The following is an 18,885-nucleotide window of genomic DNA, read 5'->3' on the forward strand; positions in this document are numbered from 1 at the left end:
TAATTCCATTGCTACCGACATTTCTGACCGGAAAACCGGCCTGTGCCACAGACACAGACCGGACCCGTAAAATAAATTAGTGCTTGATTATATATAAGTTTTTATCGTAAACATGGTCAAGCGGGTCTTTACCGGTGTAGCCACCGACATAGGTTTTCACCAGCCGGGTATTGGCATAATAGAATACCGGAACGATAGCGGAATCTTTATCCATGATCTGTTCAGCTTTTTGATAATCCGCCGCACGCTGTGCAGCATCGCCGGCATTGGCAGCATCTTTCAGCGCCTGATCGAAAGCGGTATCTGAATAGAACGCGGTGTTATTACTGTCACCGGTCTGCATAGTGTTCAGGAATGAGCTTGGCTCGTTATAATCCGCACACCAGCCGGCACGCGCCATCTGGTAGGTTCCCTGATGTCGGGAGTCCAGATAGGTCTTCCATTCCTGATTTTCCAGCACCACATTTACACCCAGATTTTTCTTCCAGATGGACGCGGCAGCAATGGCCAGCTTTTTATGCAGATCAGACGTGTTATAAAGCAACGTAAAGGTCAGCGGGTGTCCCGGACCGTAACCGGCTTCCTGCAGTAATTTTTTGGCCTCGTCATTACGTTGCGCCTGGGTTTCGGTGAACCAGGCCGGTTTTGTCACATCGATTCCATTGGTGGCAGGATCGGTCAGGCTGTAGGCCGGGGTTTGTCCCTGAGCCAGGACTTTATTCACGATGATATCGCGATCCAGTCCGAGTTTGATGGCGGTACGGACGCGGGCATCATTGAATGGCGCAGACTTATTATTCAGCTCATAGAAATAGGTGCAGAGATAAGGGTCAACATGCAGGTCTTTCGGGTGATCCTGCTTCAGCTTACGGAATAATTCGATAGGCAGGTTGTTATAGCTGACATCACTGCCATCTGCTGAGTAGAAGCGATTGACGTCATTCACTTCAGAATCGATAGGCAGGAAAGTCACTTTATTGATCACCGTATGGGCATTATCCCAGTATTTCGGATTACGCACGACGACGATTTTTTCGTTCACGATATGGGCCTGCAGGGTATAGGCACCGTTTCCGACCCAATGCTGCGGTAATGTCCACTGATCGCCATATTTTTCGACTACCGGCGGATAAACCGGAGAGAGTGCGGCATACGTCAGTAGCTGATCGAAAAAGGGAACCGATGTGGTCAGTGTCACCTGCAGTGTATGATCATCCAGCGCTTTTACACCCAACTGGTCCGGCGATTTTTTACCGGCAATGATGTCATCCACATTTTCCACATGCCCGTATTGCAGATAACTGGCATACGGCGAGGCTGTTTTTGGGTTGACCAGTCTGCGCCAGCTGTACACGAAGTCCTGAGCGGTCACCGGAGCACCGTTCGACCAGAGGGCATTCTTACGTAAGTGGAAGGTCCAGACTTTACCGTCTTTATTTTCCCAGCTTTCTGCCACCCCGGGGATCACTTTGCCGTTGGTTCCGACAGTCGCCAGCCCTTCCAGCAAATCATAACTGACATTACTTTCCGGATTACCTTCAATTTTATGCGGATCCAGGGACTGTACTTCCCCGCCATTACCTTTTGTTAATTCCTGTTTCGCGGCCAGTGTGACCCCGGCCGGGACGTCCGCGGCCAGGGCCTGCTGAATAGCCATCTGGCTCATTGCAAGGACAATCCCTGCTGCGAGTAATTTTTTACCAGGTAATTTGCTCATTTTCCGGCTCCGTTGTTTGCATTTGTTATTGTCTGACGGCCAGGCCCCCCTTACACAGGGAGTGTTTTACTGATTATTTCCTTACCGTCGTTACTGTGTCTGTCTTTTTTTTACTCGTGAATAAATCTGATGTATTGATAGCAGGATAATTTCACAGAGAAATGATTCACCTTCACACAATGAAACATAATCAACATTATGAAACATAATCACTACAAAGCGATAAAGTTCACAATAAAAAACTATTTAATGCATGAAGTATGCCAATAAATGTTATCCGTAATGAAAATTTCTAATCTGTCAGGAAACTGACCGACATTCTGACTTGTGTAAAAAACCAGGCGAACAATCTTTAATCAGAAACGCTGCTAATAACAGCAGGAGAATTATTACCGGCAGGAATGGCGAGGATGCGTCATGGTGCAACCTCACCAAAAGGGTGCCCCATTTTGGTGAGGTGTAAAATTGGCGCGAATTAAGTTAATGCAGGACAGATAAGCCGGGGAACAACGCACGAATACCGGTCACTATAAATTCGATACCCAATGCCATCAGTAACAGCCCCATAATTCGGGTGATCACGTTGATGCCTGTCTGACCCAGAACACGAGCCATCATCGGCGCTGCACGGAACAGTAACCAGCAGCTGGCGGCAAAAAGTGCAATCATCACCGAGAAGCAGAGAATATTGATCCAGGAGTCATAGCGCGTTCCCCAGACAATGGTCGAGCTGATGGCTCCGGGCCCGGCCATCAGAGGCAGGGCTAACGGAACGACCCCCAGATTCTCATGCGGTTCTGAGGTTTGTGCTTTCTCTTGTTTATTTTGCTTATCCTCACCGATTTTTCCGCTGATCATTGACATCGCAATGGTCACCACCAGAATACCGCCGGCGATACGGAACGAGTCGATCGAAATGCCGAACAGGGCCAGAATACTGTTGCCCAGTAACAATGAAATCCACAGGATGATGGCAACCGATAAGTTGGCCGTCATGTTGGTTTTATGGCGCTCGACGGTTCCCTGTGTACTGGTCAGGGTGATAAACACAGGAATGATGCCGACCGGATTCACCAACGCAAATAACCCGATGTAGAATTTGATATAAGTCGGCAGATCGGAAAGAAAAGAAGACAAAGTGTACCTCAGGCTGGGGGGCGAAGATCGATGCGTAAGTATAGACAGGTCGACACTGCAGGAAAAGCACTATTACAGGCGCCAGGCAACCCCTTCTGTTATTTTTTCTGTGACCTCAAACCGGAGTTACGCCTGCTCTGTCCTCCGTGATTTTATCCCCCTGAACCGCCCTCTTCCCGGCCATCGCGAATGTTCACGCTGAATGGTATCAGCCTGGCACTGACTTGATCTGTATCAGTATGCCTCCCTGCAGATGCCGATACTCTATCCCTGACCCGACAGTGCTGAAGTGAAACCTTTTTAGTAAACATTCGTATTACCCCTGAAGCACCCATAGCCCTCACGTTTGTTTACTAAAAAGTTTAATTTTCCTTCAGGAGATAATCATGACTGTCACAAACGTTGCCGGGTTAAATGCACTGGTCGGGCGGGTTAAAAATGCCCAACGGATCTTTGCCGGATTCAGTCAGGAACAGGTTGACAAGATCTTCCGTGCCGCGGCACTCGCCGCCGCCGATGCCAGAATTCCCTTAGCAAAGATGGCCGTTGCTGAATCAGGGATGGGGATCATTGAAGACAAAGTGATCAAAAATCACTTTGCTTCCGAATATATTTATAACGCGTATAAAGACGAAAAAACCTGCGGTATCCTCGAGACCGATGATACGTTTGGAACCATCACCATCGCTGAACCTATCGGCATTATTTGCGGTATCGTCCCGACCACCAATCCTACCTCAACGGCTATCTTCAAAGCACTGATCAGTCTGAAGACCCGGAATGGTCTCATTTTCTCCCCCCACCCGCGTGCCAGAAACGCTACCAATAGAGCCGCAGAGATTGTCTTACAGGCGGCCATTGCCGCGGGTGCTCCTCCGGACATTATTGGCTGGATCGATGAGCCCTCTGTCGAACTGTCGAACCAGTTGATGCATCACCCTGATATTAACCTTATCCTGGCGACCGGCGGGCCGGGTATGGTGAAAGCCGCGTACAGTTCAGGTAAACCTGCCATTGGCGTCGGGGCGGGGAATACGCCTGTGGTCATCGATGAAACTGCAGATATAAAACGTGCCGTCGCTTCTATTCTGATGTCAAAAACCTTTGATAATGGCGTTATCTGCGCCTCTGAGCAGTCCGTAATTGTCGATACGCAGATTTATGACGCGGTTCGCCAGCGCTTTGCCTCGCATGGCGGTTACCTGCTGCAGGGCGAGGAACTGCAGGCCGTCCGTGGAGTGATTCTGAAGAACGGCGCGCTGAATGCCGCCATCGTGGGCCAGCCAGCACCGAAAATCGCCGAAATGGCGGGTATTATCGTGCCTGCCGATACCAAGATCCTGATCGGCGAAGTGGCGGATATCGATGAAAGCGAACCTTTTGCACATGAAAAACTGTCTCCCACCCTCGCCATGTATCGGGCGACCGGTTTTGAAGATGCCCTGACCAAAGCAGAAAAACTGGTAGAGATGGGCGGTATCGGCCATACCTCCTGCCTGTATACGGACCAGGATAACCAGACAGAAAGAGTGAATCTGTTTGGCGAAAAGATGAAGACGGCGCGCATTCTTATCAATACCCCGGCGTCACAGGGCGGGATCGGTGACCTTTATAACTTCAAACTGGCGCCTTCCCTGACTTTGGGCTGTGGATCCTGGGGGGGCAACTCCATTTCTGAAAACGTCGGGCCGAAACACCTGATCAATAAAAAAACCGTCGCTAAACGGGCTGAAAATATGCTGTGGCACAAACTTCCTAAATCCATTTATTTCCGTCGCGGCTCATTGCCGGTTGCTCTTGAAGAGATCGCCAGTGACGGGGCCAGGCGTGCCTTTATCGTGACGGATCGCTACCTGTTTAATCATGGTTATGCCGATCAGGTGACCCGGGTTTTAAAAGCGCACGGCGTGGAAACTGAGGTATTCTTTGAAGTGGAGGCGGACCCGACGCTCAGTATTGTGCGCCAGGGCGCTGCACAGATGCATAGTTTCAAACCCGATGTCATAATCGCGCTGGGCGGAGGCTCCCCGATGGATGCCGCCAAGATCATGTGGGTGATGTATGAACATCCGGAAACGCACTTCGAAGAGCTGGCGTTACGCTTTATGGATATCCGTAAACGTATCTATAAGTTCCCGAAAATGGGAGTAAAAGCCAGCCTGGTGGCGATTACCACTACTTCCGGTACCGGTTCAGAAGTGACGCCATTTGCGGTGGTGACCGATGATGCGACCGGATTAAAATATCCGCTGGCTGATTATGCGCTGACCCCGGATATGGCGATTGTGGATGCGAATCTGGTGATGGATATGCCGAAGTCACTGTGTGCTTTCGGCGGGCTGGATGCGGTCACTCATGCGCTCGAAGCGTATGTGTCTGTGCTGGCGAACGAGTATTCTGACGGACAGGCATTACAGGCACTGAAACTGCTGAAAGAGAATCTGCCGGCCAGTTATCATGAAGGAGCAAAAAATCCTATTGCCCGTGAACGCGTGCACAATGCCGCCACCATTGCGGGTATTGCCTTTGCGAATGCCTTCTTAGGCGTATGTCACTCCATGGCGCATAAACTGGGATCAGAATTCCATATTCCACACGGCCTCGCCAATGCCCTGCTGATCACGAACGTCATCCGCTATAACGCCAATGATAACCCGACCAAGCAGACCGCCTTCAGCCAGTACGATCGTCCGCAGGCCCGCCGCCGCTATGCCGAAATTGCCGACCATCTGGGCTTAGGTCAGCCCGGTGATCGCACTGCCGGCAAGATCACGGCATTACTGCACTGGCTGGAAGAGATTAAAGCGGACCTGGGTATTCCGAAATCTATCCGCGATGCCGGTGTTCAGGAGGCTGACTTCCTCGCCCGTCTGGATAAGCTGGCCGAAGATGCCTTCGATGATCAGTGTACCGGGGCTAACCCGCGTTATCCGTTAATCAGTGAACTGAGGCAGTTAATGCTGGATAGCTATTACGGACGTGAATTCAGCGAAGTCCCCGACAATCATGACCAAAGAAATGAAGAAAAGCCGGCCACCGCTAAAAGCCGTAAAAAAGTGAAATAACCCTGCTCACAGGCTGCCGGTAAACCGGCAGCCTGGCACAGTACCGGGAAAGTCGTTATAGCGGGGGTTGCCCGTTACCATAAATCGCATCCGTGCTGTTCTCATCAATCGCCTGCCAGTAATGTTTACGGCAGACCGAGATATACCGTTCGTTCCCGCCAATAACCACCTGCTCCCCTTCTTTAAACGGCTTCCCCTGACTGTCGAGGCGAAGTACCATGCTCGCCTTTCGGCCGCAGTGACAAATGGTCTTCAGCTCGACCAGTTTGTCTGCCCAGGCCAGCAGGTACTGACTGCCTTCGAACAGTTCTCCGCGAAAATCGGTACGTAATCCGTAGCACAGCACAGGAATATCCAGCGAATCCGTGACAATGGTGAGCTGCCTGACCTGATCACGGGTCAGAAACTGGCTTTCATCCACCAGCACACAGTGGATTTTATCGCGCTCATGTATTTCTGCGACCTGCTCCGCAATATCTGTCCCCGGACGGTATAACAGCGCCTCTGCCGACAGCCCGATCCGTGAACTGACTTTGCCGTGACCAAACCGGTTATCGATTTCTGCGGTATAAATAACCGTCTTCATTCCCCGTTCATGATAGTTATAAGAGGATTGCAGCAACGATGTCGATTTTCCGGCGTTCATTGCTGAGTAATAGAAGTAAAGCTGTGCCATCAGAAAGATCCCGATCAGGAAGGAATAATAGCGGTTATATTAACATAATCGTCAACTGAAAATGTGATGATGCATTTACCGGTAATTAAAAGACAGGTTTACATTACCTGCCTGAGGATAAATGACTCATCCGTCCTCCCCTTCGGTAAAACGTCTTTACGCTTTATTTATAAACGCCGGCATAGTATTCAGTTGCAGTAAATTTTACCGCAGACTATGATTATATCCTTACGCATAATAACCAATTAAATTGTGAGATCCGGACAATGAGCGATGCCATTAAATCGTTGAATAATATTCGTACACTGCGTGCGCAAGCCCGAGAATACAGCATCGAAACGCTGGAAGATATGCTGGAAAAATTTGAAGTTATTGTCAACGAACGCCGTGAAGAAGAATCACATGCTGTCGCTCACAATGCCGAGAAAATTCGTAAGCTGGAACAATACCGTGAAATGTTAATCGCTGACGGGATTGATCCGAGTGAATTGCTGCAATCTGTGGCAGAAGCCAAACCTGCCACCAGGACCCGTCGTGCCGCGCGCCCTGCCAGATACCAGTACACCGATGAGAAAGGTGAAGTCCGTACCTGGACCGGTCAGGGACGCACACCTGCCGTGATCAGAAAAGCGATAGAAGCCGGAAAAACACTGGAAGATTTTGCACTCTGAGTCTGAGCCATGTTTCATCAGGGTTATTTCCTGAACGGTAATAACCCTGTTAACGGGAGGATAAATATCCTCCCTTTTTTTATACCTTATAATAGTCTCTGTACCAGTCGACAAATTTCTTTACGCCGGTGATGACCGGGGTTTCCGGGGTAAAATTGATCAGATCATAGAGTTCCCGGGTATCGGCACTGGTATCCAATACATCCCCGGGTTGTAATGGCAGCATATTTTTTCTGGCGGTCATTCCCAGCGCCTGCTCGAGTGCGGAAATATAATCCATCAGCGGCACCGGTTGACTGTTACCGATATTATAAATACGGTACGGAGCTGAACTCATCGCCGCAGACCCTGACTCAACGTTCCAGTCGCTCTTCGGCGTCGGCACTTTATCCTGTAAGCGGAAAATAGCTTCCACGATATCATCTATATAGGTGAAATCACGCTGCATCTTACCGTAGTTATAAACGTCAATCGCCTCACCGGCCAGCATCGCGCGGGTAAACTTAAATAATGCCATATCAGGGCGGCCCCAGGGACCATAAACCGTGAAAAAGCGCAACCCGCTGACCGGTAACTGATACAGATGCGCGTAACTATGACTCATCAGCTCATTCGATTTTTTAGTCGCGGCATACAGAGAAACCGGATGGTCCACACTGTCCCCGGTGGAAAACGGCAATTTACGGTTCAGTCCGTAGACAGAACTCGAACTGGCGAATAGCAGATGGCCGACTTTTTGCTGACGACAGCCTTCCAGAATATTCAGATGTCCGACAATATTGGCATCGACATATGCGTGGGGATTCTCTATCGAGTAACGGACACCGGCCTGAGCGGCCAGATGAATCACCCGGTCAAACCGGAAACGGTCAAATAATTGCTCCATTGCGGCACGGTCAGCGATATCGGTGTGCTGAAAAGTGAAATCAGGATAGGCTTCCAGCAACCGGACCCGATCCTTTTTTAACTGCACATCGTAATAGTCGTTCAGATTATCGATACCGACGACCCGGTAACCGGCCTTGAGTAATCTCAGACTCACATGAAACCCAATAAATCCTGCTGCACCGGTGACCAAATAATTCATATCATCCTCAACTCTTACCACTAATAAGGCCTCCCTTTTCAGGGGTACCGTTAATTCCTGTTCTTCAGACGGGCAAATGATACAGCTTTCCGTGGCGAAAGTTCACGGTTTGTTTTCATTCGCGCCCCGGACTGCCGTGAAAAAAAACATTTCACGCCCTCCGGGTAAAAAAAAAGGCCACACAACATGGTTGTATGGCCTGCAAAACGTATCAGCGCAAGCTTATCAGACGGTCTTTTTCAGCCAGGCTTTAAAGTCTTCACCTAACACAGGATGGCGAACACCGTATTCGACAAAGGCTTCCATATAACCAAGCTTGTTACCGCAATCATGGCTACGCCCTTTCAGGTGGTAGGCTTCCACGGTTTCTTTATCCATCAGCATGGCGATAGAATCTGTTAACTGAATCTCACCACCGGCGCCCGGAGGCGTTTTCGACAGCAGAGGCCAGATATCTGCCGACAGCACATAACGCCCGACAACGGCCAGGTTAGACGGTGCCTCTGGCGCTTTAGGTTTTTCGACCACACCGACCATAGGTGCACTGTCACCAGGTTGCAGTTCTGCACCCTTGCAGTCGACCACACCGTAGGAAGTTACATCTGCAACCGGTTCCACCATGATCTGGCTGCTGCCAGTTTCATCGAAGCGACGCAGCATCTCTGCCAGGTTATCCTGTTGCGGGTTAGATTCGTATTCATCAATGATGACGTCCGGCAGGATCACTGCGAATGGTTCATCGCCGACCAGCGGGTGTGCACACATCACTGCGTGACCCAGTCCTTTAGCAACCCCCTGACGCACCTGCATGATAGTTACGTGTGGCGGGCAGATGCTTTGAATTTCATCGAGCAGCTGACGTTTGACACGTTTCTCAAGCATGGCTTCCAGCTCGAAACTGGTGTCAAAGTGGTTCTCAATCGAGTTTTTCGATGAATGCGTGACCAGGATAATTTCATGGATTCCGGCAGCAATACATTCATTCACGACATACTGAATGAGTGGTTTATCAACCAGTGGCAGCATCTCTTTCGGAATGGCCTTGGTTGCCGGTAGCATTCGGGTTCCCAATCCGGCGACCGGAATTACCGCTTTTTTTACTTTTGATTTATAAGCAGACATCAAATTACCTCACTCGCGGGCCTGAACCCAATAGTTCTATAAATTTATACGTTAAGGAGTATAACAGCTTAAAGCAGCGATTTTACCGTTCTGGTAAAAATCCACTGAAATTAGGAATTATACCAACCGGGGATTTCCGCCCGAACATAAACAACTTACAACATATTTATTAGCAGGAACACTCATCATTATCTGAAAGCATAAGATTAATTCTACCGCCTGCGCCACTGATATTACATTCACAGGCGTTAAGATTAAAACTATGCTGACTGGCATGTACTTTACGGAACGTACCAGGAGGGATCCCTGTTTCGAGAACCTGATGCTGCCCGTTAAAAGAAAGCGTGCTATGCAGACCCGCCGGGATCAGCAATAAGTTATGAAGATGACGGTTGTAATAACCCACCAGTAGCGGGAACTGTCCCTGCATACCGGCATCCTCCAGTAACTGATTAATATCATTTAGAATTGTGGTTATCTGTGGCAATGGCTGATGCTGATCGGCTATTTTTTTTCTTAGTAATTCGTTAAACAGCACCCGCAACAGTAATGCCGCCATCACTCCGTTATCACCCGCTCTGGTGACATCCAGTATATAGAAACCGAGCTGATGATCAGAAAGCGCAGCGATATCAAATACCAGTCCGGGTTTTTCTGTCGGTGTCAGTTGGCGATAATTGACTCGCGTCTCTGCCAGCACTTGCCGGATAGGCGGTTGTAACTGCCTGAGCAACTGAACTGCTTTTTCCGGATGACGGATCAGACTGTCCCAGCCATCGAACAATAATTCATCTTCTTTGACTTTAGAGGCAAACATCGATGGATAAAGACACTCAAGAAGAATTTCACGTAACCGTGGAATATCATCCAGAGGTTTCAGAATCACATCCTGAACGCCCAGGCGCAACATGCCGGCAATTTCGGAGACATCTTCACTGGCTGTCATAACAATCACGGGCAGTGAACATCCCTGCGAGCGCAGCTGTTGCACGAATTTTTCCCCGCGCATTACCGGCATCTCAAGATCGCAGATGATCAGATCAACCGGATGCTGATCCAGCATTTGCAGTGCTGTCATACCGTTGATGGCTTGCAGAATATTTGCGCCCATATTCGCCAAAATACCACTTAACAACGACGAAAATACAGGCTCATCATCAATCACCAGAATCAGCTTACCGGATAATGTATTACTCATTACAAATACCTGTTGTTAAACCTGACGGGTACCCTCTCCGCAGGCCAGGAACTTCATTTGCGGCCTGTAATACAGGCTTTCGCAGCGTCCCCCGCCCCCGGGAATAAGAATTTGACAATTAACTATAGTATAGTTCATTCCGAATCGTTCACTTTGTTACCTTCCGTCAGGTTGTAACATGATACTATCAACAGGCTGTAATAATCCGGAGATGATGTGTCCACCGAATACTGCCCCTGTGGCAACACAGAAACCTATGATGCCTGCTGTGGCCGTTATCTGAGCGGACAGCACCGCATCCCTGACGCTGAATCCCTGATGCGTTCGCGTTACACCGCTTATCAGCGCGGGAATTCCGGCTGGCTGCTAGCCACCTGGCATCCTTCGCAACGAAGCCCTGAGCTGACCGCCAGCCTGTCTTCCGGCTTGTCCGACACTGAATGGCTCGGGCTGAATGTTATCGCACATACTTATGAAAAAGATAGTAATGAAGCCTTCGTCACCTTTTATGCCCGATATCGCGATAAACAACAAACTTCTGCTATTTACGAACGTTCACGCTTTATCAGAGAAGAACAACACTGGTATTATATCGACGGCGTTCATCTGCAGGCTGGCAGAAACGATCCCTGCCCCTGCGGTTCGGGCAAAAAGTTTAAAAAATGTTGTGGCTTATGATAACTAAAACGCCCTTCATAACTGAAATCTGATTCGACAGGATACATTGCACAATGCAAGCCCAGACATTACAAAAAAAAGTTTTAAGAACCATTTGTCCCGATGCGAAAGGCCTTATCGCTAAAATTACCAATATTTGCTACAAGCACGAACTGAACATCGTTCAGAATAACGAATTTGTAGATCACCGTACCGGCCGCTTCTTTATGCGTACCGAACTTGAGGGGATCTTTAATGACACCACTCTGCTGGCCGATTTAGACAGTGCCTTACCTGCCGGTTCCGTCCGCGAACTGCAAGCTGCCGGTCGCCGCCGTGTCGTGATTATGGTGACAAAAGAAGCTCACTGCCTGGGCGACTTATTGATGAAAAGTGCCTTTGGCGGTCTGGACATGGAAATTGCGGCCGTTATCGGCAACCATGAAACCTTACGCTCACTGGTGGAACGTTTCGATATCCCCTTTTTACTGATAAGCCACGAAGGACATACCCGCGAAGAACACGATATGCTGATGGCTGATGAGATTGAACGCTATCAGCCGGATTATGTCGTGCTGGCGAAATACATGCGGGTACTGACCCCTGAATTCGTTAAGCGGTTTCCTAATAAAATTATTAATATCCACCACTCTTTCCTGCCAGCCTTTATCGGTGCACGACCTTATCATCAGGCCTATGAGCGTGGTGTAAAGATTATCGGCGCGACGGCGCATTATGTTAATGATAATCTCGATGAAGGCCCGATCATTATGCAGGACGTGATCCATGTCGATCACACCTTCAGCGCTGACGATATGATGCGTGCGGGCAGAGATGTTGAGAAAAATGCCCTGAGCCGCGCACTGGACAAGGTGCTGGCGCAACGGGTCTTTGTCTACGGTAACCGGACGATCATTCTGTAATTTATTGGGTGAATAATACGCAACCCATTAATTTTCAGTGCGAAAAACAGGCAAACAGGCATAAATACCTGTTTTGCCTGTTTACACCACGATAGGTTTTGTTATTATGCATCCCGCTTCAGCAGTCAACGAAGCATCACAATCAGGTGGGATTCCCGAGCGGCCAAAGGGAGCAGACTGTAAATCTGCCGTCACAGACTTCGAAGGTTCGAATCCTTCTCCCACCACCATTTCCTGACCTGTATCCTCCTCTGTTATTTCCGGTTCACTCTTCCAGTTATCTGTATTGAAAACCCGCTTCATTTTCTTATCCTTACCCGTTTGTCATACGCACTGCCTGATGATTCAAGCGATCCCTGGTCTGTATTCAGCCTGATCTTACCGGTTCCTTGTCGGGGTCATCCGTATTGTCTGTACTCTCCCTTTTATCTGCACTGCCTGCCATCAGGCTGTCCGCAGAGTCAGTGGTCCGCGGATGACCCGCCCGGAAGACTTCCCGGTGTTACTGGCAACCGACGTTTTACTGCCTTGCGTTCTGACCGGCTCATCCCTGCCGTGACGGTGACATTTATTGAAAAAATCGCTACCATCGCGGATAAATTCTCTGACTGTGGTTAAAACATGAAATTTGTTTCTTTCAATATCAACGGACTCCGGGCACGTCCCCATCAGCTGGCCGCACTGGTTGAAACTCACCAGCCGGATATTATCGGGTTGCAGGAGACCAAAGTTCACGATGATATGTTCCCGCTGGAAGAAGTACAGAAACTCGGTTACCACGTCTTCTTCCATGGCCAGAAAGGCCACTATGGCGTCGCACTGATGACGAAAATGGAACCGGTCAGTGTGCAGCGTGGTTTTATTACCGATGAAGAGGATGCCCAGCGGCGGATCATCATGGCTGAGATCCCCTCGGCTATCGGTAATATTACGGTGATTAATGGCTATTTCCCGCAGGGGGAAAGCCGCGACCATCCGCTGAAGTTCCCTGCAAAAGAGAAATTTTACCGTGACCTGCAGGATCATCTGGAATCGCGCTTAGATCCGCAGCAGCCGGTACTGATCATGGGCGATATGAATATCAGCTGTACCGACAGTGATATCGGTATCGGTGATGACAACCGCAAACGCTGGCTGCGTACCGGTAAGTGTTCTTTCCTGCCGGAAGAGCGCGAGTGGATGGATAAACTGCTCGGATGGGGGCTGACCGATACCTGGCGGGCTGCCTGGCCTGACACTCATGACCGCTTCTCCTGGTTTGATTACCGTTCGAAAGGGTTCAATGATAACCGCGGTCTGCGCATCGATTTACTGCTGGCAAGTCAGCCTCTGGCCAGCCGGTGTCTGCAGACCGGTATCGATTATGATATCCGCAGTATGGAAAAACCGTCAGATCACGCCCCGGTCTGGGCGACCTTTGATCTCTGAGTTTCACTCAACGACGGAGACGTTCCCGCGGGCCTGACGGTCCGCGGTAATGCCCCCGGCACCCGGCGCTCCCGGCCGCATCGTAAATACCTGACCCCGCTTTTGAGTCCGGCCCCGCCATAATTGCCGGTGATTGTACCGGCAGACTGGCCCGCCCGGCGGCCACTGTTCAGCTTTCAAAATTTACAATGAGCACACGCCAGGCATTATCACTGAGCGGGAGATTTTTCTACCCTCCGGCGTAATGACGCTGTCCTTGAAGGCCTCATATAACTCGCCGGGCACTATCCACGTTACCCTTTTCAAAAGGTTTTCAGGTCTGAATACGGGCTAACCTCTCCGGCCAGCACGGTTACCGCGCCCAGGATCATCAGAAATCCGAGGGTTACAGACCGCATAAGTCACTCCCGGCTGGCTTTATGTTTCCTGCCTTTGCTGCTGCCTTTGCTGGGGCGTTTTGCCTGTCCGCGGGGCAACTGCCTGAGGATCTGTACAGGGGGGGTACGCCGGGCTTCGCCGATCAGCTGATGCAGCGTTCCGACCAGAGGCTGCATAAAATCCTGATAGCGGAAGTTTTTCTCGCTGATACTGGTCAGCATCGACTCCCACTGTGCCGTCATATCAGGGCTGGCTGCCGGCTGTGGTAACGCGTGGATCAGGGCCTTACCCACGACTGTGGAATGAATATACCGGCCCTTCTTTTCCAGAAATCCCCGTTTGAACAGCAATTCGATGATCCCTGCACGCGTCGCTTCGGTTCCTAATCCATCGGTCTCTCTGAGCACTTTCTTTAAGGCTTTATCCTGGACAAAACGGGCGATCCCGGTCATTGCAGAAAGCAAGGTCGCATCGGTGAAGTGGCGCGGGGGCTGTGTTTTCTTTTCCACCACCTCGCCTTTTTCGCACAACAGCTCATCCCCTTTTTTGACTTCAGGCAGCGGCGTGCCATCATTTTCCTCATCACGCTCTTTGTTACCCAGCAATACCCGCCAGCCGGCGACCGCCAGGAAACGTGCTTTGGCGATAAACTTCCCACCCGCAATCTCCAGATCGATAACACATTTCCGGTAAACCGCGTCCGGGCAGAACTGCATCAGATACTGGCGAGCCACCAGCCCGTAAATATTCAGCTCATTCTCGGTCAGTTTTGTCCGGCTGCGTCTGGCGGTAGGAATAATGGCATGGTGAGCATCGACCTTTTTATTATCCCAGCAACGGTTACGCACATCGGTGTCCAGTTCCTGTGGCATTGCCTGATGAGGCAGATGTGTGCCGATCGCTTCCAGCACCGCATGACGTCCGGCGAAGTGTTCTTCCGGCAGATAACGACAGTCTGAACGGGGATAAGTGATCAGTTTATGGGTTTCGTAAAGCCGCTGGCAGACATCCAGTACGGTCTGGGCGCTGAGCCCGAACCGGCGGGCCGCTTCAATCTGTAAACCGGATAACGAGAACGGCAATGGTGCTATCTCAGACTCACGTTTATCCTGATAATGACTGACCATCGCCGGCTGGCCGTTGATCCGCTGACAGACATGTTCTGCCAGTGAACGGTTAAGTAGCCGGCCCTCTTCATCCTGCCAGGACTCACACGCATCACTGGGCACCCACACTGCGGTAAACCGTTGTTCATCCCCGGCCAGAATATGAGCTTTCACTTCAAAGAAATCGCGGGCAATAAAGTTTTCAATCTCTTCGTCACGACGCACCACCAGTCCGAGTACCGGAGTCTGCACCCGGCCGACAGAGAGCACACCGTCGTAGCCGGCATTACGGCCAAACAGGGTATACGCCCGGGTCATATTGATACCGTACAACCAGTCGGCCCTTGCCCTGGCCAGCGCAGAAATACAGAGCGGCACGAAATCACGGTTATCCCGTAACCGTTCGATGGCACGGGCGACCGACTGTGGATTGAGATCATTGATCAGACAACGCTGAACCGACTTTCTTTTCTCATCGCTGAGTTTCAGATAATCGAGCACCTCGTCGACCAGTAACTGTCCTTCACGATCGGGGTCACCGGCATGAACGATATGGGTTGCCTTCTGCAACAATCCATCGATGACGCTGAGCTGTTTTGCGACTTCAGGGCGGGGTTTCAGTTGCCATTTTTCAGGGACAATCGGCAGATCGGCCAGTGACCAGCGGGCAAAACGCGGGTCATAATTTTCCGGTTGTGCCTGTTCCAGCAGATGGCCGACACACCAGGTCACAATCTGGTCATCTCCGCAGGCAATAAAACCCTGCCCGCGACGATGGGGTTCAGGCAAAACTTCAGCTATCGCCCGGGCAAGGCTGGGTTTTTCGGCAATAAACAAACGCATTGACCGCGATCTTCCTTTTTTTCCGGCTCCGGGTTGGGGTGACCTCCGTGCCAGGGGTGAATACTTTCAGTCGCCGGAACCGGCGACCTGCCGGCTGCTCTGCCGGTCTTCTGCATACTGCGGCATAACGACAAACGCCCGGCACAAAGGTCCGGGGCGCTATCATAGGGTAATCATGCCAGACTGGCTGACAAAGATCTGTCAGAAATGGCTGACAAAAGGTGCAGAATCAACGGCTGTTAATGGTGCAGCTTTCAGCCGGGGGGTTCCCAGATACAGGAAACCGACAATCTTGTCCTGTGGCCGGCACCCCAGGCCCTGACGAACCACCTCGTGTTCTGTCCAGGCACCACTGCGCCAGATCCCGTTAAAGCCCTGCGCCTGGGCCGCCATTTGCATGGCCATCACCGCGCATCCTGCAGAGACCACCTGTTCCCATTCAGGCACCTTAGGATGTTCTTCACAGCGTGCAATCACCGCGATAATCAGCGGAGCCCTGAAAGGTGCATTCTGCGCTTTTTCTGTGGCTTTTTCGTCTGCCCCGTCATGAGTTGCGGCCGAAACCAGCAGCTGGCTGAAACGTTCACGCCCTTCTCCTGCGATCATAACAAAGTGCCAGGGTTGCAGAGCACCATGATCAGGCGCACGCAAACCTGCCTGCAGAATATTTTCCAGCGTTTCACCTTCGGGTGCCGGTTCCGCCAGCCGTGACGCAGAGCGTCGCTGTAATAATAAATCTAATGCGTTCATAACGTCCTCATATGCAGTCTGTCTCTGACAAGTCTGGCATAACAACGTGATTTGTAACAGTCTGCTGTGATTTCCTGCTGACTTTTAGAGCGGCGCTCTTTAGGATGAGGGCGGAATGATTCAGAGCGCAGGCCGCAGAATGGTCTGCAGACAATTATATGGAGAAATTATGCGCACTTTGTGGCGAATTACCGGCAGGTTATTTTCTGCCGTCTGGCGGATAATCAATTTTATCAGGGAGTTTATCCTGAACCTCTTCCTGCTGTTGCTGATCGTCGCGGGCGTCGGGATTTGGTCACAGGTCAGTGGCGGATCGGCGAATTCGGCAAAAACGCTGACCGGCGGTGCATTGAAGATTGACCTCGCCGGCAGGGTCGTTGACCAGCCTTCGGCACAAAACCGTCTGAGTAAAATTGGCCGGGAGTTACTGGGCAGCCGCAGTGAAACACTGCAGCAGAACTCGGTCTTCGATATCGTGAATGCCATTCGTCAGGCGAAGAGTGACGATAAAATTACCGGTATCGTGCTGGATCTGCGCAATTTCGGCGGCGGTGACCAGCCAGCGCTGCAATATATCGGAAAAGCTTTACGGGAATTCCGTGATGCCGGTAAACCTGTGTACGCCTATGGCGATAATTTCAGTCAGGCACAATATTATCTGGCCAGTTTTGCCAATACGGTTTACCTCTCTCCTCAGGGAGCGGTCGACATTCATGGTATGGCCACCAATGCCCTCTACTACAAAACCCTGCTGGATACGCTGAAAGTATCATCCCATGTTTTCCGTGTCGGCACCTATAAATCTGCAGTAGAACCTTTCCTGCGCGATAACATGTCACCGGCCGCGAGAGATGCCGATACCCGCTGGATCACTCAGTTATGGAATAACTATCTGACCACCGTTTCGGCCAACCGTCAGTTAACGCCGCAGCAGGTCTTTCCTGGCGCGGACAATCTGATCACGGCCCTGAAAGCCGTAAACGGTAATACCGCTACTTATGCGCTGAATAGCCGACTGGTAGATGGACTGGAATCCCGGGCGGCAGTGGATCAGATCCTTATCCATAAATTTGGCTGGGATAGTCAGACCCATGACTACCGTAATGTCAGTATCTATGATTATCCGCTAAAAGAGTCGCAGACCAGTGCCCCGGCAAATATCGCGGTCATTGTAGCCAACGGCGCGATTGTGGACGGTGAGTCCGGTGCCGGTAACGTTGGGAGTGATACGCTGGTTTCACAAATCCGTACGGCGCGTCTGGATAAAAATATTAAGGCCATCATCCTGCGGGTCAACAGCCCGGGCGGCAGTGTGACCGCTTCTGAAGCTATCCGTGAAGAACTGATGGCCGCAAAACAAGCCGGCAAACCTGTGGTTGTCTCTATGGGCGGTGTGGCCGCCTCCGGCGGCTACTGGATCTCGACCCCGGCCAGCTATATTATCGCCAGCCCTTCGACCCTGACCGGATCGATTGGTATCTTCGGGGTGATTAATACCATAGAGAATTCGCTGAGTACCCTGGGCGTCCACACCGATGGGGTTTCGACTTCCCCGCTGGCGGATGTTGCTATGACCAAAGCATTGCCGGACCAGGTGCAGCAAATGATGCAAATCAGCATCGAAAATGGATATCATAACTTCCTCAGCCTGGTAGCAGACTCGCGTCATAAAACCACGGAGCAGATCGATCAGATTGCTCAGGGCCATGTCTGGACCGGCAGTGATGCAAAAGAAAACGGACTGGTTGATGAACTCGGTGACTTTGATGATGCAACACAGAAAGCTGCGGCGCTGGCACATATCACCACGCCTCGTCTGGACTGGTATCAGGAGCAACCGACCTTCTTTGATCAGGTACTGGATCAGATGAGTTCTTCGGTCAGCGCGTCACTGCCTGCCAGTATTAAGGCTTTCCTGCCCGCACCGCTGGCGGAAGTGATGACCGATTTACAAAATCAGCCTGGTCTGACCGGCCAGGCGGCCGATCCGCAAAACCGTTATGCGTATTGTCTTAACTGCGGCGTAATGAACTGACCGGCTGGCAGCCTGAACCGGGTTCAGGCTGCTTTCCCCGGAAATTGCTATATACTGCCGCCATCTTCCGGCTTTTTTACGACTTTTGAAAA

Annotated in this window: 14 protein-coding genes and 1 tRNA gene; 7 read left to right on the top strand and 8 right to left on the bottom strand. The window is 50.8% G+C overall.

What is annotated here, in order from left to right; all coding sequences use genetic code 11:
- Positions 1-76: 76 nt before the first annotated feature.
- Both ABD035_RS17225 and ABD035_RS17230 read right to left on the bottom strand, forming a co-directional pair.
- Positions 77-1,717 (bottom strand): ABC transporter substrate-binding protein, encoded by a 1,641-nt coding sequence (locus ABD035_RS17225; protein ID WP_212712601.1) that lies wholly within the window; start codon positions 1,715-1,717, stop codon positions 77-79.
- A gap of 480 nt (positions 1,718-2,197) precedes the next feature.
- Positions 2,198-2,854, bottom strand: coding sequence for a YchE family NAAT transporter (locus ABD035_RS17230; RefSeq protein ID WP_343871334.1), 657 nt, complete (start codon positions 2,852-2,854; stop codon positions 2,198-2,200).
- Positions 2,855-3,240: 386 nt separating this feature from the next.
- Here ABD035_RS17230 and adhE point away from each other — a divergent pair, with 386 nt between their 5' ends.
- On the top strand, positions 3,241-5,919 hold the full coding sequence (adhE, locus tag ABD035_RS17235) for a bifunctional acetaldehyde-CoA/alcohol dehydrogenase (protein ID WP_343871335.1): 2,679 nt from the start codon (positions 3,241-3,243) through the stop codon (positions 5,917-5,919).
- Positions 5,920-5,974: 55 nt separating this feature from the next.
- On the opposite strand, the gene ABD035_RS17240 is transcribed toward adhE, so the two are convergent.
- Positions 5,975-6,595, bottom strand: a complete 621-nt coding sequence (locus ABD035_RS17240; RefSeq protein ID WP_343871336.1) for a thymidine kinase — start codon at positions 6,593-6,595, stop codon at positions 5,975-5,977.
- 266 nt (positions 6,596-6,861) lie between these two features.
- Between ABD035_RS17240 and hns the strand changes: the two genes are divergently transcribed.
- Positions 6,862-7,266 carry a histone-like nucleoid-structuring protein H-NS gene (gene hns / locus ABD035_RS17245; RefSeq protein WP_343871337.1) on the top strand — a complete coding sequence of 135 codons (405 nt, stop codon included), beginning with the start codon at positions 6,862-6,864 and terminating at the stop codon, positions 7,264-7,266.
- Between the two features lie 79 nt (positions 7,267-7,345).
- Here hns and ABD035_RS17250 read toward each other — a convergent pair whose 3' ends face one another.
- The 3 genes from ABD035_RS17250 to rssB all read right to left on the bottom strand — a co-directional run bounded on the left by ABD035_RS17250 (position 7,346) and on the right by rssB (position 10,673).
- On the bottom strand, positions 7,346-8,353 hold the full coding sequence (locus ABD035_RS17250) for an NAD-dependent epimerase (protein WP_343871338.1): 1,008 nt from the start codon (positions 8,351-8,353) through the stop codon (positions 7,346-7,348).
- A 225-nt stretch (positions 8,354-8,578) separates the two neighbouring features.
- Positions 8,579-9,475, bottom strand: a complete 897-nt coding sequence (gene galU, locus ABD035_RS17255) for a UTP--glucose-1-phosphate uridylyltransferase GalU (RefSeq protein ID WP_343871339.1) — start codon at positions 9,473-9,475, stop codon at positions 8,579-8,581.
- 169 nt (positions 9,476-9,644) lie between these two features.
- Complete coding sequence (rssB, locus tag ABD035_RS17260) at positions 9,645-10,673, bottom strand: two-component system response regulator RssB (RefSeq protein ID WP_343871340.1); 1,029 nt, start codon at positions 10,671-10,673, stop codon at positions 9,645-9,647.
- Between the two features lie 216 nt (positions 10,674-10,889).
- Between rssB and ABD035_RS17265 the strand changes: the two genes are divergently transcribed.
- From ABD035_RS17265 to xthA, 4 genes are all read left to right on the top strand, one after another.
- Positions 10,890-11,351, top strand: a complete 462-nt coding sequence (locus ABD035_RS17265) for a YchJ family protein (protein ID WP_212712593.1) — start codon at positions 10,890-10,892, stop codon at positions 11,349-11,351.
- Between the two features lie 53 nt (positions 11,352-11,404).
- Positions 11,405-12,253, top strand: coding sequence for a formyltetrahydrofolate deformylase (purU, locus tag ABD035_RS17270; protein WP_343871341.1), 849 nt, complete (start codon positions 11,405-11,407; stop codon positions 12,251-12,253).
- Between the two features lie 145 nt (positions 12,254-12,398).
- Positions 12,399-12,483, top strand: a tRNA-Tyr gene (locus tag ABD035_RS17275).
- Between the two features lie 391 nt (positions 12,484-12,874).
- On the top strand, positions 12,875-13,681 hold the full coding sequence (gene xthA, locus ABD035_RS17280) for an exodeoxyribonuclease III (protein WP_212712591.1): 807 nt from the start codon (positions 12,875-12,877) through the stop codon (positions 13,679-13,681).
- Positions 13,682-14,082: 401 nt separating this feature from the next.
- Here xthA and ABD035_RS17285 read toward each other — a convergent pair whose 3' ends face one another.
- Positions 14,083-16,008, bottom strand: coding sequence for a DNA topoisomerase III (locus ABD035_RS17285; protein ID WP_212712590.1), 1,926 nt, complete (start codon positions 16,006-16,008; stop codon positions 14,083-14,085).
- 201 nt (positions 16,009-16,209) lie between these two features.
- Positions 16,210-16,758, bottom strand: a complete 549-nt coding sequence (locus ABD035_RS17290) for an NAD(P)H nitroreductase (RefSeq protein ID WP_343871343.1) — start codon at positions 16,756-16,758, stop codon at positions 16,210-16,212.
- Between the two features lie 169 nt (positions 16,759-16,927).
- Between ABD035_RS17290 and sppA the strand changes: the two genes are divergently transcribed.
- Positions 16,928-18,793 carry a signal peptide peptidase SppA gene (gene sppA / locus ABD035_RS17295; protein ID WP_343871344.1) on the top strand — a complete coding sequence of 622 codons (1,866 nt, stop codon included), beginning with the start codon at positions 16,928-16,930 and terminating at the stop codon, positions 18,791-18,793.
- Positions 18,794-18,885: the final 92 nt, after the last annotated feature.

Source organism: Tatumella terrea, from assembly GCF_039523755.1.
In the GTDB taxonomy this organism is placed as follows: Bacteria; Pseudomonadota; Gammaproteobacteria; order Enterobacterales; family Enterobacteriaceae; genus Tatumella; species Tatumella terrea.